Source organism: Streptomyces sp. ID05-39B, assembly GCF_033794725.1.
GTDB classification, from domain to species: Bacteria; Actinomycetota; Actinomycetes; order Streptomycetales; family Streptomycetaceae; genus Streptomyces; species Streptomyces bobili.
Map to the genome: position 1 here is coordinate 22,573 of NZ_JARGEF010000002.1, position 16,131 is coordinate 38,703.

The 16,131-nt window shown below is 68.3% G+C and carries 23 protein-coding genes; 5 read left to right on the forward strand and 18 right to left on the reverse strand.

Annotated elements, in window-relative coordinates:
• Window positions 1-142: 142 nt before the first annotated feature.
• Together P1P75_RS00835 and P1P75_RS00840 are read right to left on the reverse strand one after the other, a co-directional pair.
• Window positions 143-367 carry a hypothetical protein gene (locus P1P75_RS00835; protein WP_319250902.1) on the reverse strand — a complete coding sequence of 75 codons (225 nt, stop codon included), beginning with the start codon at window positions 365-367 and terminating at the stop codon, window positions 143-145.
• A 90-nt stretch (window positions 368-457) separates the two neighbouring features.
• Complete coding sequence (locus P1P75_RS00840; protein WP_319250904.1) at window positions 458-691, reverse strand: DUF2568 domain-containing protein; 234 nt, start codon at window positions 689-691, stop codon at window positions 458-460.
• 11 nt (window positions 692-702) lie between these two features.
• On the opposite strand from P1P75_RS00840, the gene P1P75_RS00845 reads away from it, so the two are divergent.
• Both P1P75_RS00845 and P1P75_RS00850 read left to right on the forward strand, forming a co-directional pair.
• Window positions 703-1,158, forward strand: coding sequence for a hypothetical protein (locus P1P75_RS00845; protein ID WP_319250906.1), 456 nt, complete (start codon window positions 703-705; stop codon window positions 1,156-1,158).
• An 86-nt stretch (window positions 1,159-1,244) separates the two neighbouring features.
• Window positions 1,245-3,395: an MMPL family transporter gene (locus tag P1P75_RS00850; protein ID WP_319250908.1), complete on the forward strand. Its 2,151-nt coding sequence runs from the start codon at window positions 1,245-1,247 to the stop codon at window positions 3,393-3,395.
• A 55-nt stretch (window positions 3,396-3,450) separates the two neighbouring features.
• On the opposite strand, the gene P1P75_RS00855 is transcribed toward P1P75_RS00850, so the two are convergent.
• The 3 genes from P1P75_RS00855 to P1P75_RS00865 form a co-directional block, all read right to left on the reverse strand.
• Window positions 3,451-4,959 carry an ATP-binding protein gene (locus P1P75_RS00855; RefSeq protein ID WP_319250910.1) on the reverse strand — a complete coding sequence of 503 codons (1,509 nt, stop codon included), beginning with the start codon at window positions 4,957-4,959 and terminating at the stop codon, window positions 3,451-3,453.
• On the reverse strand, window positions 4,956-5,648 hold the full coding sequence (locus tag P1P75_RS00860; RefSeq protein WP_319250912.1) for a response regulator transcription factor: 693 nt from the start codon (window positions 5,646-5,648) through the stop codon (window positions 4,956-4,958). The genes P1P75_RS00855 and P1P75_RS00860 overlap by 4 nt, the downstream gene beginning before the upstream one ends.
• A 560-nt stretch (window positions 5,649-6,208) precedes the next feature.
• A complete protein-coding gene (locus P1P75_RS00865) occupies window positions 6,209-6,535 on the reverse strand; it encodes an aldehyde dehydrogenase family protein (RefSeq protein ID WP_319250914.1) in 327 nt (108 codons plus the stop codon).
• Between the two features lie 172 nt (window positions 6,536-6,707).
• Here P1P75_RS00865 and P1P75_RS00870 point away from each other — a divergent pair, with 172 nt between their 5' ends.
• The 3 genes from P1P75_RS00870 (at window position 6,708) to P1P75_RS00880 (ending at window position 8,642) form a co-directional block, all read left to right on the forward strand.
• Entirely contained in the window at window positions 6,708-7,937 is a 1,230-nt protein-coding gene (locus P1P75_RS00870) for a helix-turn-helix transcriptional regulator (RefSeq protein ID WP_319250916.1), read from the forward strand.
• Window positions 7,938-8,097: 160 nt separating this feature from the next.
• Window positions 8,098-8,403, forward strand: coding sequence for a hypothetical protein (locus P1P75_RS00875; protein WP_319250918.1), 306 nt, complete (start codon window positions 8,098-8,100; stop codon window positions 8,401-8,403).
• The gene (locus P1P75_RS00880) at window positions 8,400-8,642 is read left to right on the forward strand and encodes a hypothetical protein (protein ID WP_319250920.1); all 243 of its coding nucleotides are present in this window, start codon (window positions 8,400-8,402) and stop codon (window positions 8,640-8,642) included. The genes P1P75_RS00875 and P1P75_RS00880 overlap by 4 nt, the downstream gene beginning before the upstream one ends.
• Window positions 8,643-8,930: 288 nt before the next feature.
• On the opposite strand, the gene P1P75_RS00885 is transcribed toward P1P75_RS00880, so the two are convergent.
• From P1P75_RS00885 to P1P75_RS00945, 13 genes are all read right to left on the reverse strand, one after another.
• Window positions 8,931-9,098 (reverse strand): hypothetical protein, encoded by a 168-nt coding sequence (locus tag P1P75_RS00885; RefSeq protein ID WP_319250922.1) that lies wholly within the window; start codon window positions 9,096-9,098, stop codon window positions 8,931-8,933.
• A gap of 74 nt (window positions 9,099-9,172) precedes the next feature.
• Complete coding sequence (gene nrdJ, locus P1P75_RS00890) at window positions 9,173-11,284, reverse strand: ribonucleoside-triphosphate reductase, adenosylcobalamin-dependent (RefSeq protein ID WP_319250924.1); 2,112 nt, start codon at window positions 11,282-11,284, stop codon at window positions 9,173-9,175.
• A 76-nt stretch (window positions 11,285-11,360) separates the two neighbouring features.
• Window positions 11,361-11,750 (reverse strand): hypothetical protein, encoded by a 390-nt coding sequence (locus tag P1P75_RS00895; protein ID WP_319250926.1) that lies wholly within the window; start codon window positions 11,748-11,750, stop codon window positions 11,361-11,363.
• Complete coding sequence (locus tag P1P75_RS00900) at window positions 11,751-12,098, reverse strand: hypothetical protein (protein WP_319250928.1); 348 nt, start codon at window positions 12,096-12,098, stop codon at window positions 11,751-11,753.
• Complete coding sequence (locus tag P1P75_RS00905) at window positions 12,095-13,291, reverse strand: hypothetical protein (protein WP_319250930.1); 1,197 nt, start codon at window positions 13,289-13,291, stop codon at window positions 12,095-12,097. Before P1P75_RS00905 ends, P1P75_RS00900 begins: the two co-directional genes overlap by 4 nt.
• A complete protein-coding gene (locus P1P75_RS00910; protein ID WP_319250932.1) occupies window positions 13,284-13,502 on the reverse strand; it encodes a hypothetical protein in 219 nt (72 codons plus the stop codon). The genes P1P75_RS00905 and P1P75_RS00910 overlap by 8 nt, the downstream gene beginning before the upstream one ends.
• Window positions 13,499-13,888: a hypothetical protein gene (locus P1P75_RS00915; protein WP_319250934.1), complete on the reverse strand. Its 390-nt coding sequence runs from the start codon at window positions 13,886-13,888 to the stop codon at window positions 13,499-13,501. The genes P1P75_RS00910 and P1P75_RS00915 overlap by 4 nt, the downstream gene beginning before the upstream one ends.
• Window positions 13,888-14,106: a hypothetical protein gene (locus P1P75_RS00920; RefSeq protein WP_319250936.1), complete on the reverse strand. Its 219-nt coding sequence runs from the start codon at window positions 14,104-14,106 to the stop codon at window positions 13,888-13,890. Before P1P75_RS00920 ends, P1P75_RS00915 begins: the two co-directional genes overlap by 1 nt.
• Window positions 14,103-14,429 (reverse strand): hypothetical protein, encoded by a 327-nt coding sequence (locus P1P75_RS00925; RefSeq protein ID WP_319250938.1) that lies wholly within the window; start codon window positions 14,427-14,429, stop codon window positions 14,103-14,105. The genes P1P75_RS00920 and P1P75_RS00925 overlap by 4 nt, the downstream gene beginning before the upstream one ends.
• 4 nt (window positions 14,430-14,433) lie before the next feature.
• Window positions 14,434-15,096, reverse strand: coding sequence for a toprim domain-containing protein (locus P1P75_RS00930; RefSeq protein WP_319250940.1), 663 nt, complete (start codon window positions 15,094-15,096; stop codon window positions 14,434-14,436).
• Between the two features lie 15 nt (window positions 15,097-15,111).
• Window positions 15,112-15,543, reverse strand: a complete 432-nt coding sequence (locus P1P75_RS00935) for a CHC2 zinc finger domain-containing protein (protein ID WP_319250942.1) — start codon at window positions 15,541-15,543, stop codon at window positions 15,112-15,114.
• On the reverse strand, window positions 15,540-15,746 hold the full coding sequence (locus tag P1P75_RS00940) for a hypothetical protein (RefSeq protein WP_319250944.1): 207 nt from the start codon (window positions 15,744-15,746) through the stop codon (window positions 15,540-15,542). Before P1P75_RS00940 ends, P1P75_RS00935 begins: the two co-directional genes overlap by 4 nt.
• Window positions 15,743-16,120: a hypothetical protein gene (locus P1P75_RS00945; protein ID WP_319250946.1), complete on the reverse strand. Its 378-nt coding sequence runs from the start codon at window positions 16,118-16,120 to the stop codon at window positions 15,743-15,745. The genes P1P75_RS00940 and P1P75_RS00945 overlap by 4 nt, the downstream gene beginning before the upstream one ends.
• Between the last annotated feature and the right edge of the window lie 11 nt (window positions 16,121-16,131).

Consider the following 16,131-nt stretch of genomic DNA (forward strand, 5'->3'; position numbering starts at 1 on the left):
CGGCGCAACGGCCCGTACTGAAGACGGCCGAACTTCTCAAGGAGTCGCATCACGAGGCTGCGAGTCGTGGCCGCGAGGTACTACGAGGCGATGGTCCGTACGGGGAAAGCGTCCTCGTGACGGACCTCCAGGGCCGGCATCATCAGGGCCGCTGCTCGGGTTCGACGGGTGCCGAGGGTGCGGTCGGCGGGGTGGCCCTGGTCGCGCAGCGGGGTCGTGATGCCGGTGTGGGGGCGGGGCCGTAGCGGGTGGCGTGGCGGGTTTCGTCGCGGTTGGAGACGGCCCAGGTGGCGGGGCGCCGACCGTCGCCATCGGTGATCGTGGGGGCGATGACCTCCCTCGGCTTGTCTGCCTCCCGGGCGCGCATGAGGAAGTCGAAGTTGGGTGTGGCTCTGTGGGAGGGGGATGGCTCCGCCGGCGCACATTCGGCCAACGGCGCGAACGAATCGGATGCGGATCAGTGGCTGAGCAGCCGGCCGATTCGGTCGTGGGCGAGGACCTGGTAACCGACCATGATCACAACAAGCCGGCGGACCGCGCGGCGCAGGCAGGCGAAGTTGAGCGCGGCCACCGCGCCGAAGAACACAGTGAGTTGGAGGAGCAGGCGCACTGGTCCGGGGGTGTGGATATCGCTCTCGCCAGAACGGGACGGGTCATCCGGCACGGCGAAGGAACCCCACGCCCAGCCCACAGCCGCGGGCAGTGCGACGACCGGCAGCCGGCGCCACGGAGAGGGGACCTTGCGCCAGGACCCTCGACGACGCCCACCGGTACGTCGCCGACATGCTCGCCGGCATGGACGTCCGGTACGACCTGGGGGACGACCACCGGCTCGTCGGCACCCTGTGCCCGGACATGAAGTTGACGCCGGAGCGGCCCGACCCGGACGTCGGCACCGCGGTGACCCGGTCGGCGGACCTGCTGCGTGAGGGCCATGGGCTCCTGCTCGACCTCGTCGACCGCGCGCAGGTCCGCCACGCCGCGGCCGCGTGGTCCGGACGGGTCAACACCGTCACCGCCCGCACGGACCGGGTGGACGCCGACGCGTTGCTCATCCGGCCCGACGGTTGTGTCGCCTGGGCCTTGCCTACCGGGCAGGGCCTCGCCGCCACCACGCTGGTGCGTGCGCTGGACACATGGTGCGGGCAACCGGCCTGAGCACCGCATTAACAGTCGCCTCAGGTTCGCTCAGTAGGAAGTAGGCATCCAGATAAGCGATGCAACCCGTATGTAGGAGGCTAGTGATGGCAGTCAACGCAGCGCCGTCCGGGGAAGCGCCGGCCGGTCGGTTGGCAGGCCGGTGGGTGCCGTGGTTGGTGATCGGCTTGTGGCTGGTGCTGGCGGCGGGCATGGTGCCGCTGAGCGGAAAGTTGAGCTCGGTCACCACCGACAGCGCCGTGGACACCCTGCCGGCCAGTGCCGAGTCCACCAAGGTGGCGGTGCTGGACGACAGTCTCCCCGGCGGTGACAACAACACGTTCGTCTTCGTGTACCACCGCGCCGGCGGCATGACCGACGCCGACCGCGCGACGGTCGAGCGCCACTACAACACCCTTGCCAAGCGGTACCCGCCGAAGGTGACGGCGGCGGCCGGCGAGGACGACGAGGGCTCACCGACGAGCCCCTCCACCGACCGCAAGGCGATGATGTTCACCCTCGAGGTGAGCACGGCCTACGGCGCGCCGGAGGACATCGTCGGCCCGTTGCGTGAGGCTGCGAAGGGCCGCCCCTCCGGCCTGGAACTCGACGTGACCGGCCCGGGTGCGATCGACGGCGACATGGATGCCGTCTTCGACGGCATCGACGTGCAGGTCCTCCTCACCACCATCGTCGTCGTCACGCTCCTGCTCATCCTCACCTATCGCAGCCCGGTGTTGTGGATCATCCCGCTGGTGGCCGTCGGCGCGGCCGCACTGACCTCGATGGGGACCGTCTACCTGCTCGTCAAGGGCTTCGGCATCGTGGTCAACGACCAGAACTCGGCGCTGCTGACGATCCTGGTGTTCGGCGTCGGCACGGACTACGCGCTGTTGCTCATCGCCCGATATCGGGAGGCGCTGCACCACCACGAGAACGTCCGGGTCGCCATGGTTCACGCGCTGCGCTCCGCGGCGCCGGCCATCGTCGCGTCCGCGGCCACCGTGGTCGCCGGCCTGCTCTGCCTGCTCGTCGCGGACCTGAACAGCACCAGCGGGCTGGGCCCGATCGGTGCGGCCGGCATCCTGTGCGCGTTGGTGGCCATGCTGACGCTGTTCCCGGCGGTGCTCGTGGTGCTCGGCCGGCGGATCTTCTGGCCGGCCATCCCGCGGTTCAGCACGGCCGTGGCGGAGAAGCCGGGGCTGTGGGGACGGCTCGGCACCGCCATCAGCCGTCGCCGGTGGGTGGCGACCGTCGGCTCGCTCGGAGTCCTCGGCGTGCTCGCCCTCGGGCTGGCGGGCAACACCGGCGCCCTGCGGGAGCAGGACCAGTTCCTTTCCGCGCCGGAGTCGGTCACCGGCTTCACCGTTCTCCGCCAGCACTTCCCGGAGCTCGGCGGCCAGCCGATGACGGTCTTCACACGGCCGGCGCACCAGGAACGGGTGCTCGACATCGTCAAGGACACTCGAGGCGTGGCCCTGGCCGTCCCGGAGCAGACCAGCGGTGGCTGGGCCAACATCTCCGTGTTCCCGAAGGACGCGCCGGACACCGCCGCGGAGTACGACACGATTCTGCGGGTGCGCACCGCCGTGCACACGGTGAGCGGGGCGGAGGCGATCGTCGGCGGGCCGAGTGCGGAGAACCTCGACACCGAGGTGACCACCAAGCGCGACGAGAAGCTGGTGATCCCGCTGGTGCTCGCCGTCGTCCTGATCGTCCTCGGACTGTTGCTGCGCGCGGTCCTGGCCCCGCTGGTCCTGATGTCCACCGTGATCGTCTCATTCGCCGCGGCCTTCGGCGGCAGCGTGTTCGTCTTCGACACGATCCTCGGGTTCAAGGGTGTCGACTATTCGGTGCCGCTGCTGGCATTCCTGTTCCTGGTGGCGCTCGGCGTCGACTACAACATCTTCCTGGCCAGCCGGGCCCGGGAGGAGACCATGCGTCTCGGCACCAGAGAGGGCATGCTCAAAGCCCTCTCGGCCACCGGTGGCGTCATCACCTCGGCAGGCCTGGTCCTGGCGGCCACGTTCGGGGTCCTCGTCACCCTTCCGCTGGTGATGCTGGTCGAGGTCGGGTTCCTGGTGGCCTTCGGCGTGCTGCTCGACGCCCTGCTGGTGCGGTCGGTCCTGGTGCCCGCCCTCACCCTGCTGATCGGCCGACGGATGTGGTGGCCGAGCCGGCTGTCGCGTCCAGCGGCAAAGCTGCCGGACGGTCAACAGCCGCTCGCCGACGATGAGGAGCCCGCGCTGCAACGGTGAGCGCGGCGGCACGGACGAGATCCGGGACGGGCCCCAGGCCCGTCCCGGATCTTTTTCATGGGGCTCGACGGCTGTCGCTCTTTGGTCCTGAGCCGTGCGGCCGGGGCTGTGGCCGGCGCATCGCGGTGTCCTCCTGGGCGGTGAGCCGCGCGATCGGGGCGGGCGGGGCCGCGGCCGGAAGGTCGACCCGAAGCAGCGCGCCACCGCGTGCGGAGCGGGCGACGGTGGCCAGGCCGCCATGGGCGTCGACGACCCGCTGCACGATCGACAGCCCCAGACCGGATCCCGGCAACGCCCGGGCGCTGTCGGCACGGTAGAACCGGTCGAACACCCGCGGTACGTCGGCGGCGTCGATGCCCGGCCCGGCGTCGTCGACCTCGAGCACCACCGACGCGCCCTCGGCACGGAGCCGGACCTGGACCGGCTGGTCCGCGGGAGACCACTTGCCGGCGTTGTCGATGAGGTTGAGCACCGCCCGCTCGAGCGCAGCGGGACGCCCGCTCACCCACACGGAGGTCACGTCGAGCGCGACCTCGACGTCGGGCGTGCGGGAACGTGCCCGGGTCGCGGCGGCCGCCACCACGTCGGCGAGGTCGAGCAGCTCGGTGTTCTCGTCGCTGACGTCACCGCGCGCCAGATCGGTCAGCTCGGCGACAAGGGTGCTCAACTCGGCCACCTGGGCGCCGAGATCGTTGAGCAGCCTGGTCCGGCTCTCCGCCGGAAGTGCGCTGTCCAGGGTGCCGCGCCGATCGAGCCGGATCAGCAGCTCGGCGTTGAGGCGCAGGCTGGTGAGCGGGGTCTTGAGCTCGTGGGCGGCGTCCTCGGCGAGGAGCCGCTGGGCCCGCCGGGAGTCCCGGAGCGCGGCGAGCATGTCGTTGATCGACTGGATCAGCCGCCTGATCTCCCCACCGCCCTCATCCGGGATGTCGGCGTCGAGATCCCGGGTGTGCGCGACATGTACCGCGGCGGCGGTCAGCCGGTCGATCGGTGCCAGCCCGGTCCGCGCCACGGTCCGCCCGACAAGGGCGCCACCGGCCACGCAGAGCAGCCCGATCAGCAGCATGCCGAACCCGAACTGGTTGATCGGGCTGTCGTCGGCGACCTGGGCCACCTGGACCGCGCCGTCGCCCGCCCGCAGCGTGTAGATGAGGTAGCCGTCCTCGTCGCTGTCGTTCGACTCCATCAGGTCGGCCGACGCGCCCTGCGCCACGCGCTCGGCGTGCTCGCTGACGGGGGGCAGCGCGGGTTGGCCGGCCGGCGTCCGGAGCGAGCCGCCGGGCAGGATGACCCGCACCAGCCGACCGGATCCGGGATACGGCGGTAGCTGTACCTGCGCCAGACCGGCGCGCTGCGCGTTCGTCGCCAGGACGCGGGAGTCGGCGCGCAGCTGACTCTTGGCGCTGTCCTGCAGCTCCCAGCCCAGTAGTTGGCTGGCCACCTGGAAGGCCACGAACACGCTGACCGCGATGGCCGTCGCCGCGATCACCGTCAGCCTGCTCCGCAGGGACCGCCGGCGCCACCATCGGGTCAGCCGGCGCGGTTCCCGGCCGGCGGGCCTGCTCACGGAGAAGTCTCCCGCAACGTGTATCCCAGGCCGCGCAGTGTGTAGATCAATCGCGGCTCACCCCCGGCCTCCATCTTGCGGCGCAGGTAGCTCACGTATACCTGGAGGTTGTTGGCGGTGGCGCTCATGTCGAAGCCCCAGATCGCCTCGAACAGCGCGTCGCGGGTCAAGACCCGGGTGGCGTTGCTCATGAGGACCTGCAGGAGGGAGAACTCGGTCCGGGTCAGGCGCAGCGGCCGTCCGCCCCGCCATGCCTCGAACCTGTCGGGATCGAGCCGGACATCGGCGAACGACAGGATCTGCGACTCCTCGTCGGTCGGCGTGCGCCGGCGCAGCAGGGCCCGCACCCGGGCCAGCAACTCCTCGGTGGCGAACGGCTTGGGCAGGTAGTCGTCGGCGCCCGCGTCCAGCCCCGTGACCCGGTCGGAGACCTGGTCACGGGCGGTCAGCATCAGCACCGGCAGATCCCGGCCGGCGGCCCGCAACCGCCGGCAGGTCTCCAACCCGCCGAGGCGGGGCATCATCACGTCGAGGATCAGCAGATCCAGCGTGTCACCGTCGGCCCCACCGACCCCGTCGAGCACGGCGAGACCGTTGGCGACGGTGCTGGTGTCGTAACCCTCGACCTGGAGCACCCGCTCCAGCGAATCCCGGATGGCCGCTTCATCATCCGCGATCATGATCCGCACGCCGGCCCGCCCTCTTCCAGTCGATGTTTTTGCCGCTCATTTTCCCCGATCAACCTGAGGCCAGGATTAGAGCGTCGCTGGGGACCGCGCTCTTACCGATAGCTTAAGAAATGGAACCTACTACGAGCAGCTGCCCCACAGTTCGGAGTCGCGGGTGTACTGGGCGATGGCCGCGGTGATACTTGCGCATGGCGAGCACTATCGACCCGTGAGGGCGCGGCCGCTGCTCGGCCTGGTTTCAGGGGGCGCTCTGATACCCGTCGCAGTGGCCTACCCGTGGGTTGCTCTCATCCCCCTGTTCAGTGCGCTGGCCATACTGGCCTTGCATCGTTGTCCCTGGCCTCTGGCGTGGGTACGCTTCGCGCGGGCTGCCCGGCGGGTGCCCCAACTTCTGCCACCCCGGTTCGGGGCTCCAGGGCTGGCGATTTCTCGCATGCGAGGCGCCGGTTGGCCCGTGTCTGGTCCGGGAGTCACACAGAAAGCGAGTGGACTACTCCGCTCTGTCCGAGTCCTGGGTGCCTGGGGGGCGAAAGCTCCCACCGGGCATGCGACTTGTGGCTCTAGAAGAACCCAAGCTTCTTCGGACTGTAGGAAACAAGAAGGTTCTTCGTCTGCTGGTAGTGCTCCAGCATCATCTTGTGCGTCTCGCGGCCGATGCCCGACTGCTTGTAGCCGCCGAACGCGGCGTGGGCGGAGTTTGATCCAAGTCCGTACGCGCGAAAGGCCGGTGACCTGCAATGATGACCGATGAGCAGTGGCTTGCCCACTGGTCCGAGCGAGCGCCTCGACTCGACGACGAGGCCCTGGAGCGCATCGTCCGAGCGCTCGACGAAGAGGAGGAAGACGAGGCGCGCAGCCTGGCCGCGTGATCCCCCCGCCGCGTTCACTGTTGAGCTGTCCGAGAATGATCGAAAGGCCCCTGCCGTATGGCGGGGGCCTTCGTCGTATCCGGAAGGGTCGCGGGCGAACCAGGGTCCTGGTCCTTCCGATTACCTCCAGCGACGGCAAGGGCAACCGCCCCTACTGCCGCAGGCCGTACCCTGGAGCGGAGGTGATTCGATGTCGCTCCAAGAGAACGTCCGCAGCCATCGGCGGCGCGAAGGATGGACCCAGGAACGGCTCGCCGAAGAGGCAGACCTCTCGGTGGGCACCGTCCGCAAGGTCGAACAAGGCGGGACCGTCGCAGTCGAGACGATTCACGCCCTCGCGCGAGCCCTCGGCACCACAACCTCCAGCCTGTTCGCCTCCGAGGCGCCGGCCCCCGTCCATGAGGCGGAGGGCGACGGCCCCAAGCTGACCGAGCTGCGCCGGGCGCTCATGCCACCGATCGGGCTGACCACAGTAGTCACCGAGCCCACCGACGTCCGCGACCTGCACGCCATTCAGAGCGACATCGCCGACTCGCACTCCCTGTATCACGCCGACCGCTACGACTCCGTCGCCAAGCGCCTGCCGGGCATCCTGCGCGCCAGCGAGACGGCGGTCGCCCTGAGCGACGGTGAGGCACGTCAACAGGCTGTCATCACGCGCGCCAGCGCCTTCCTCCTGGCCGGGAAGTACCTCACCCAGGTCCGACGCTACGACATGGCCTACCACGCCCTCTCGCGGGCCATCATGGACGCTCGTGATGCCGGTGACACGCAGCTTGCAGCTACGGGTGTCGTAGGCATGGGCTGGCTCCTCCTGCGACAGGACCGCTTCGACGAGGCCGAACAACTGGCCGCCACCACAGCCGAAGCGATCGAACCGCGCCTCTCCAGCGCCACGCCGGGCCAACTGGCCGTCTGGGGTGAGCTGAACCTGCGCGTAGCCTCCGCCGCGCGCCGCAACAATCGCCCCGACGTCGCCAAGGCGGCCCGGCGCATGGCCGCGACCGCCGCGAGCGCGCTGGACCGCGAGCACGTCGACTTCCGGCAGCACTGGACCACGTTCGGGCCCGTGACGGCTGAGACGAAGGTGATCGAAGACCTCGCCCTGATCGGGGACGCTCGCGGAGTCCTCAATCGGGCTGACGACGGGGCCGTGGGCCCCAAGGCGGTGAAGAGGCTCGGCCGGCCGAGCGCGAACAACTGGGCGAGGCATCGCCTGGACGTCGCGAAGGCCCACGTCCTCCTCGGATCGCACCAGGACGCGATGGATGAGCTGGCCGGGGTCAAGACGGAGGCTCCGGAGTGGCTGAGGCATCAGGCGATGGCCCGTCACGTCATGCGGGACATCCTGGGCACGCGGAAGCGCACGCTGACCCAGGACATGCGCGACATGGCTGTTCACCTGGGCGTCGCCGGGTAACTACCACGCGCCGTAGCACTTCCTGGCGATCAGTCAGACAACTACTACGCCTCGCGTCTGGATGGTGCCTACATGCGACCGTAACTTCATGGTCATGGCCGATGACACACAGCGAGACACTGACATCGCCCCGTCCAGGATGGGGCGCCTCCTACCGTGGATGACGGACGACGGGAAGCCCTGCTACCTGACGTCGGCCAGCGCGGGCGGGGTCATCAGCAAGATGGCCGACGCCATGGAGGCGGAGCAGATCCGCACCGCGCGCGAAGTGCTGGCCGAGTCGCGCCTGATGCTGGAGGAGGAGCGCCTCGGTCGGCTGGAGCTCCGCTTCGTCAGCAAGCGGCTGACCGAGTGCCTGGCCGATGCGCTGCGTGTGGCCGAGTCCCGCGGCATCCGCATCGGCATCGAAGACCCGCGCCCGGACGACGACATGGAAGAGTTGACGGACAGTGGAGCCGGCGAGTGACTGCGCCGAAGGCGATCATCCGACACGAGACCTGGACGATCACGCCCGACCGTGAGCCCGACGCAGAGCAGGTGACGCACCAGTTCAAGTGCGCGGTGTGCGGGGAGGAGTCCGGCAAGGACGGCTCGTGGGATCCGCCGCAGTCGTGGGCCCTGGGGCACTCCGGGGAGAACCCCTCGCACCACTCGTTCAGCGAGATCATCACCCGACCCTGGCGCACGTTCATGCACAACCCCTGAGACCGGCCCCGCCCTTGCAGTTCTCCCCGTGACGCTTGGGCGGGGCCTCACCATGACCAAACAGCGCCAATACAAGGACAAGCGCATGGCATGCCCACTCACGCAAGGCGGCTCCTGTAGCGGCTGCGAATCGTGCAACCCTGAGATCTACCTGCCAGCCCAAGAGCCCTACTTCGGCCCCGGCGAGGCAGGCGGAGACTCGGACAACCACGAGCAGCCGGGGGGACACCCCCACTGACGACAAAAGACCCCCCGGCCCGCGAGGCCGGGGGGTCTTCGTCTTGCTCGTCAGCGTCCGAGCTTCTTCTGGAGCTTCACTTGCTGCTTCAGAAGCTTGGTCTGCTTCTTCGCCTGCTTCTTGGTGGCCTTGGTGTAGGCCGCCGTACGCTCCTTGTCTGAGCGGAAGTCAACGGCGCCGAGCGTGCTGACCGACAGCGTTTTGCGAAAGAGTCCCACGACAATTCCCTCCCCTGGTTGAACAGTGGATGAGTCTAATTCACTCGATCACGACAAGGAAGGGACTTCGCAGGTCAGCGAACCGGGCAGGCGCCCGTGCTGCACTCCTCGTCCGTGGAGTCCTCAACGGACGTCACCTCGTACTCCGCGAACTGCTCCGCGGTCAGCCGCTCGTACGGAGCCTGCTCGCGCGTGCCGTCGGGCATCAGGGTGGTGCCCTTCAGGTCCGGCAGCCATGCCTTGATGATCCCCGCGGCCTCCTCGACCGTGTACTTGCCCTCGGGGAAGTTCGCGGTGAAGGAGACGGCGTTGTCGGCGTACTCGGCCTGATACATGGCCTGGATGGCGAGCATCTCGTTCAGGTCGATCTCGTCCGCGGACTCTACGATCGCCGGGTCGTAGCCCATGGCCTCCACTTCGGCGACCAGCTTCTCCTTCGTCGGATAGGCCACGACCATCGTGTTGCCGGACTGATCGTAGGTGCACTTCTCGACCAGGTGGCCGGCGCTCACTGCCTCCTGCACCGTCGCAGCCTGGGCCGGATCGGTCATGGAGAACCGGACGCGACGCAGGAAGTGCCGGGCGTAGATCGGGTGAATGCCCTCGCTCACTCCGGGGAGTTTCGCGATCGAGCCGGTCGGCGCCACCGTGGTCACCTTCACGGGCTCCGGGACGCGAAGCGTGAAGGCGTACTCGCGGGCCTCGTCGCGGACCGTGTCGTACAGGAAGGTGAGCAGGTTGCGGAACGCCAGGTCGTGCGGGGCGTCCGAGTAGCTGGTGCCGTGCTTGGCGAGGAAGCCCTGCACGCCCAGGTGGCCGACGCCGATACGGCGCTCACTGTGCATCACCTCGCGCTGCTGGTCGTCCGTCATGTCGCCGTAGGTGGCCCTGATCAGGAAGCGCGTCATCAGCTCGTGCGCCCGGCGCAGGCCGGTGAAGTCGGAGTGCCCGCCCTTCTCCTTCGGTGCGAAGTAGTCGAGGTTGACGTGGCCGAGCACGCAGGCGCCGGTCTCGGGGAGGGCTATCTCCCCGCACGGGTTGGTCGCGACGACGGGGTTGACCTCGCCCTCGTTGGAGTAGGTCGAGTTCCAGTAGCCGGGCTCGCCGTTGCGGAGCATGCCGCGGACTACGGCCTCGTGGACTCTCGCGGCCTGTGCCTCGGGGGCGTACGTCGAGTGCTGGTCGTAGCCCTTGAAGGCGTTCAGCAGCTCGATGAACCGGTCGTCGATCTCGACGGAGATGTTCGTCGTCCAGTGCTTCGAGCCGTCCGCCTTGCATGCCAGGAACTCGTCGATGAACGGGTCATACCAGGCGCAGATCGCCATGCGGGCCGAGCGGCGGACGCCGCCCGAGACGACGCACTCGGCGATGGCGTGGTCGATCTCCATGGCCTCGACGGGAGTTACGTACCAGCCGGCCGGTACCGTGGCGCCGATCGGCATGTTCGCGCGCGATCGGTTGAGGACGTGGGCCACCTCCTGGAGCATTCGAGCGAAGGGGCCAGGGCCCGAGGCGGTGCCTCCGAAGGTCTTCAGCCGGCTGCCCTTGCAGCGCACGCGAGACACGTCGTAGACGCGGGCGCGGTGCTTGACCTCGTCGCCGGTCATGAAGGTGTCGATCAGGTCGACAAGCGCGCCGGCCCAGCCCTCACGGGAGTCCTCGACCTCGAAGGCGCCCGCCCAGTCCGAGTCGTACTCCTCGGAGAGCAGGCCCGCGGCCTTCATCTCCTCGTAGTCCTGGTGCATCGGGTCACACACCACGTGGACGTCGAGCTCGCGGCGCGGGGCGCCGTACGGCTGGAGGTACTCGGAGCTGTAGTTGCCGCCGACCCCGCCGCCCTCCATCAGGCGCATGAAGGTGAACTCGAAGTGCCTGCTGAGCTTCTCGCCCCAGGGGGCGACGTGGCAGTTAAAGAGGTACTGCCTGCCCTTCACGCCCGTAGCCCACAGGTGGCGCCCTGCGGGGATGATGGCGAAGCGGTCCATGTAGGCGACGAGCTCGTTGTACTCGGCGATCACGGCCTCGCCCCAGGCGCTCTTGTCGGGGCCGTGGACGAGGGCGAGGTTGCCGGCCGCGACGCGGCGGACCGTGTCCGGCCAGGTCTCCTTCGAGCCGTCGGCCAGCGTGCGCGAGTAGGTGCGGTTGTAGACGAGCTCGCCGGTCGGGCCAAAGGGAACGTCAGTCACTGGTGAATTCCTCCTGAAGTGGTTGGTCTCTCACTGCCGCAAGGCGGCAGCCCCGAAGGGCTACCGCCTGCGACACTTACACGTCTTGTTCGTCGAGCTGGTCGTAGCCGTCGATGTAGCGGTCGCCGTTCAGGTGGGCAGTCAGCTTGCCGACGCCCCGTTCGACCCGGTAGCGCACCGCCCGGTCAGTCACCCCCTGGAAGGAGGCGATGTCGGCGTCGTGGGTGTCGAGCGCGTAGTGCAGGAACACCGCCTGCTTCTCGACCAGCGAGAGCGGCGCCACCTCCCAAGCCCGTCGCACATCGGCGAGCTGAGCCGGGAAGTTCGAACCCTTCTTCTTGTCGACGTGACCCTTGGGCATGTCAGCATCGGGGGCGAGGTCGTTCTTCATGCCGTACGCGGAGTTGGGGTCCCAGACCGCCGGGAGCGTGCGCTCGACCGTCGCGCGGTCGTAGCCTCCCGCCACTCAGTACCCCTGGCTGACGAGCTGGTCCTGGTTGACCTCCCAGGACTTGTGCTCCGAGCGGCGCCGCGCCTCCGTGAGGTGCTTGTCGCGCAGGCGCTGGCCGATCCACGTGTGCAGGACGCCGGGGCCCGTGTCGTAGGCCGTCCTGGCTCGATCCGGCCTGGTCGCGATGAAGAGGAGGGCCTCCTGGTAGGCGTCTTCCGGCTCCAGGGTCAGGCCGTAGCTGGTGCTGGCTCCGCGGGCGGCGCGGCGGGCGATGGCCTGCACTTCGGGGTCCTCTGTGAGGCTCCAGTCGGCCCGCGCTTCCTCGGCGCTCTCGTAGGCGTTGGTGATCTCGATGATGTTCACTGGCTGACTACCTCCTTCACGGGCACGCGCCCGTCCTTGGTCACTGCGACGATCAGTCCGGGAGCTCCCTCCGAGCCCTTGCTGTGCCGGAACCATGTGGACTCGGACTCCATCGACGGCACCTGAATGAAGGTCCGCGGGCCGTCCGCTTCGATGAACTCGTGGTGCAGGTGGCCGGCGAGCAAGACGTCCGCCTGATGCATGGCCGAGCTGCGCCCGAAGGCCTGCCCCCTCCACCAGTCGAAGTGCTTGCCCGGCCTGAACTGGTGGCCGTGAGCGTGGGCCACGACCGTGCCCGAGCACTCGACAACGACGGTCAGTTCGTCCGTGTCGGGGACGTAGAACTCGACATGACTGAACCGCTCGGGGTTCAGGTCGGCCGCGTCCTTGACGGCGATCAGGGACTCGGTGTCGTGGCTGTCGTCGTACCGCGTCACACCCTTGCCCATGAATCGGACAGCCTCGCCGTGGTTGCCGGGGACGGCCGCCATGGTCAGGCGCTGGACCACCGGAGCGAACAGGAGAAGCGCATGGAGCATCACTCGCCGAGTGAGGCGGATCTGCTCGTTGAGCGTGAGCTGCGTCCGCCAGGTGTTCGCTCCGCCTTGCGAGACGAAGCCTTCGGTATGGTCACCGAGCCAGGCGATGTGAACGTGCTCGATGTCGAAGCGGGCTCGGTACTCCTCCAGGAGTGCGGCGGCCTCGTCCAGGCAGTCGATCGTCCGCTGGAGCGTGCCCTCCACTCCATCGCCGTCGATCTTCCCGAACTGCATGTCCCCGAGCGCCACGACGAACGAGTGCTCGCCAAGCTCGCGGTTCTCGCGGACGTGAACGAGAGGATGGGCCTCGATCGCGGCCAGGAGGTCATCGAGCGGGGGACGCTCCACCTCTGCGACACTTACACGTCTGGCGAAGGAGAAGCGCGTGGATACGCCCGTGTCTCCGTTGGCCATCGTCCACTCCGAGGAGCGGAAGCCCGTGACCGTCCACTCGGCAGGGTCCAGGCCCTGGCCGCGCAGCACGTCGGTCGCGGCCGACTCGGTCTCCTCGAACGTCTCGGCGCGCACGGTCACGTCCGCGCTGTCGCCCTTCACCTCGATCTGGCGGGTGAAGTCCTTCTCGGGGTCGGTCTTCCGGCCGGCGACCGCGGGGGCGGTCGGCTTGGCGAGCAGTGCGTCAACGAGCTCAGACACTGGTCACCCCCTCTCTGCGCAACGAGCGCCTGTACGTACGGATCGTGGAGGCCGAGACGGACCGGCCGTGGTGCGAGAGGAGCGCCGCAAGCTGTTCTGCCGGCATCGCGCGCTCGATGAGTACCTGAACCAGGGCCGCCTTCTCGTCCTCGCTCAGGGCCTCGTAGATGGCCTCCAGGCGGGGGCCGGGCCTGCCGGGCAGATCGCTCACTCGCCCTCCTCCGGGTAGAGGAGCGCGACGCCGTGGTCGTACTCGGTGGTGCCGTACGCGTAGCTGTAATACTCGGACTGCCATGCCTGGACCCAGTACCGGCCGACCAGGAGGCCATCCGTGGTCTTGTCGCCGGCCTCGACGTCGGCGCGGTGGAAGAACAGGTCCAGCCCGACCCAGTCCTCGTTCCACGAGACGTCGCACCCCACGTCGCCCCACCGGTCGAGGCAGTCGTGGGTGTGGATGACGGTGAAGCCGTCATCCGGGTCCTCCTCGACCACCAGGACGTGAGGCTGCTCGCTGACCGGCTCCTTGCCGGCGTGAAGGATGGGGCGCTCCTCGGGGATCTCGTCCCAGTCGAGCTCGAAGTCGAAGTCGATGGTCATCAGTCGAACACCCCCATCTCCGCGGCCCAGTACGTCTTGACCAGCTCGAACGTCTCCTTGCGGGTGAAGCCCTCCTTGCGGAGGGCCTCTCGCAGGTCACCCACGATTGAGGCGGCCCGGCTCACGCCCGCGAAGTGGTCGACGAGTTCGGGGGAGGCCGCAACCTCGCCGCCCTCCCGGTCCTCCGGGGAGATGAACTGCTCCTCGTCGCCGTTCACTTGCCCGGCTCCAGCTTCTCGGCCGCGAGCAGCGCTGCGGCGGCGAGCTGGACGAGGGAGTATCGGCGCTCCTGCGGGTAGCAGGCCAGGGCCTCGAAGGCGAGCGAGAGAATCAGCCCGTCGAGCGTGCCGTTCTGTCCGTAGTGCCGGCCCCAGGCCGAGGCGCGGCGGTCGTACTGCTCGATACGGCCGGCCGGGATGCCCTTGACGTCCCAGTTCTCCACGGCCTTGATCTGGACCTTGAGCTCGTTCAGGAGCTGCGTCATCGGGTCGGGCTTGCGGGGCGTCTTCTTCTGCGCCTGCTCGGTCGTCTCGTCTGCCACTGAGTCAGTCCTCCTTCTTCTGCACGAGGGAGAGCACGTGCTCGGCCCCGTGTGCCATGTATGTGTCGGTCACGTCGGCCTTCAGCCGCACTGCCTTGGCAGAGCGCAGAGCGCGCGTGATCTTGCCGGTGAGCTCGGCGCCCGCGTCGTCCGGGTCGGCCCAGCTCCATACGCGGTTGAAGCCGGCGAGCATCCTTCGGTGCCGGCCGAACCACATGTTGGCGCCGGGGATGGCGACAGCCGGCAGGCCCAGCTTGTTCAGGATGATGGCGTCGAGCTCGCCCTCGGTGACGTGGATTTCGTCGAGAGCGCGATGGATGGCCCCGACGTTGAACATGCGGGGGGTGTCGTCCTTGATGGTGTTGTACTTGCCATGGAAGTAGTCGCGGTGGTTGTGCTCGCTCAGGCAGCGAAAGCGCACGGTGAGCGGCTGCCCGTCGCGGCCGAGGTAGGGGATGGCGAGCATCCCGCGATACTTCTCGTGACCCGGCGCCGGGTCGGCGACGATCCCGAGCCGGAAGGCCAGGGCCTCGTCCCGCCCGATACCTCGCTTCAGCAGGTAGGTGGCCGTCTCGGCGTTGAGGTGGGCCTGGTAGGTGGCTACCGCCTCCTCCAGCATCTCCTTCTGGGACGTCGAGAGCGGCGTGAGCGGTTCGTGCTCGGCCAAGCTGTTCTCCTCCTTCTACTTCCTCTTCCAGGCCGGCACGTAGCCGCCTCCTGGCTTCTTGCCGGCCGCCTTGCTGGGGGTCCGGCGCCCGCCCCCGTAGCGGCTGGTGTAGCTCGTCTCCTTGGCGACCGCGCCCTCCTCCAGGCCGTGCTCCTTGGCGTACGCCTTGGCCTGCTTGAAGTCGATCGCCTTGCCGAGCTGCATCTCGTGGTACTTCTCGATCAGGGTGAAGCTGTCTCCGCCGTTGGAGCAGGAGTGGCAGTTCCACAGGCCCTCGTCGATCCGGTAGGAGAACGAGGGGGTGTTGTCGTCGTGCAGCGGGCACTTGGCCATGCCCGTGTTGCGCTGGTCGTTGAAGTCCACGTCGAAGTGGTGCATGACCGCATCGAGCGTCGGCTTGGAGTCGGTACCTCCGCTGCGGTCAGAGTCGATGCGGTGGAATCTCACGGGAGCATCCACTCCTCCAGATCGGAGAAGTCGACCCCCAGGCGCTCCTCCCACGCGAAGAGGAAGTGAGCGTCGAATTCCGGGTCGTTGAGCAGGTCGAGGAACGCCTCGAAGGCCATGACCTCGTACAGCCATCCGACGAGCACCACCTCTTCGATCATCTCGTCGATGGCGGCCTGAAGCGCGGCCAGCGGCGCTGTCACTGCGGGTCCAGCCCGAGATAGTCCTCGACGGTGGTGAGGACGAACGCCTGCCGCCAGTTCTTGCCCCGGCGCTTGACGATCACGATCGACTCGACGTCGTCCAGGTCCAGGCCGCGGTGCTTGGCGAAGTTCTCGCGCTCGACGATGGCCTCACCGAGGAAGACGCCGGGCTCGAACTTCGCGTTCTTGGCCTCGATGACCAGGTACTTGCCGTCGCCCTCACGGACGACCAGGTCACCCTCGTCCTCCTTGCCGGCCAGGCGCAGGGACTCGACATCGAAGCCCTCACCCCGCAGGCCATCCCGCAGGTCCGATTCCCAGTCGGCGCCCTTGCGCTTGTTGCGCCGGTTCCTCGCTGCGATACTGTTGCTCAACTTGCACAACC

Excerpts from the sequence above, each read along its gene's own strand:
- P1P75_RS00835 (WP_319250902.1), bottom strand. The coding sequence starts at position 367 with ATGCGCGCCCGGGAGGCAGACAAGCCGAGGGAGGTCATCGCCCCCACG.
- P1P75_RS00850 (WP_319250908.1), top strand. The coding sequence starts at position 1,245 with ATGGCAGTCAACGCAGCGCCGTCCGGGGAAGCGCCGGCCGGTCGGTTG.
- P1P75_RS00870 (WP_319250916.1), top strand. The coding sequence starts at position 6,708 with ATGTCGCTCCAAGAGAACGTCCGCAGCCATCGGCGGCGCGAAGGATGG.
- P1P75_RS00875 (WP_319250918.1), top strand. The coding sequence starts at position 8,098 with ATGACGGACGACGGGAAGCCCTGCTACCTGACGTCGGCCAGCGCGGGC.
- P1P75_RS00915 (WP_319250934.1), bottom strand. The coding sequence starts at position 13,888 with ATGACCATCGACTTCGACTTCGAGCTCGACTGGGACGAGATCCCCGAG.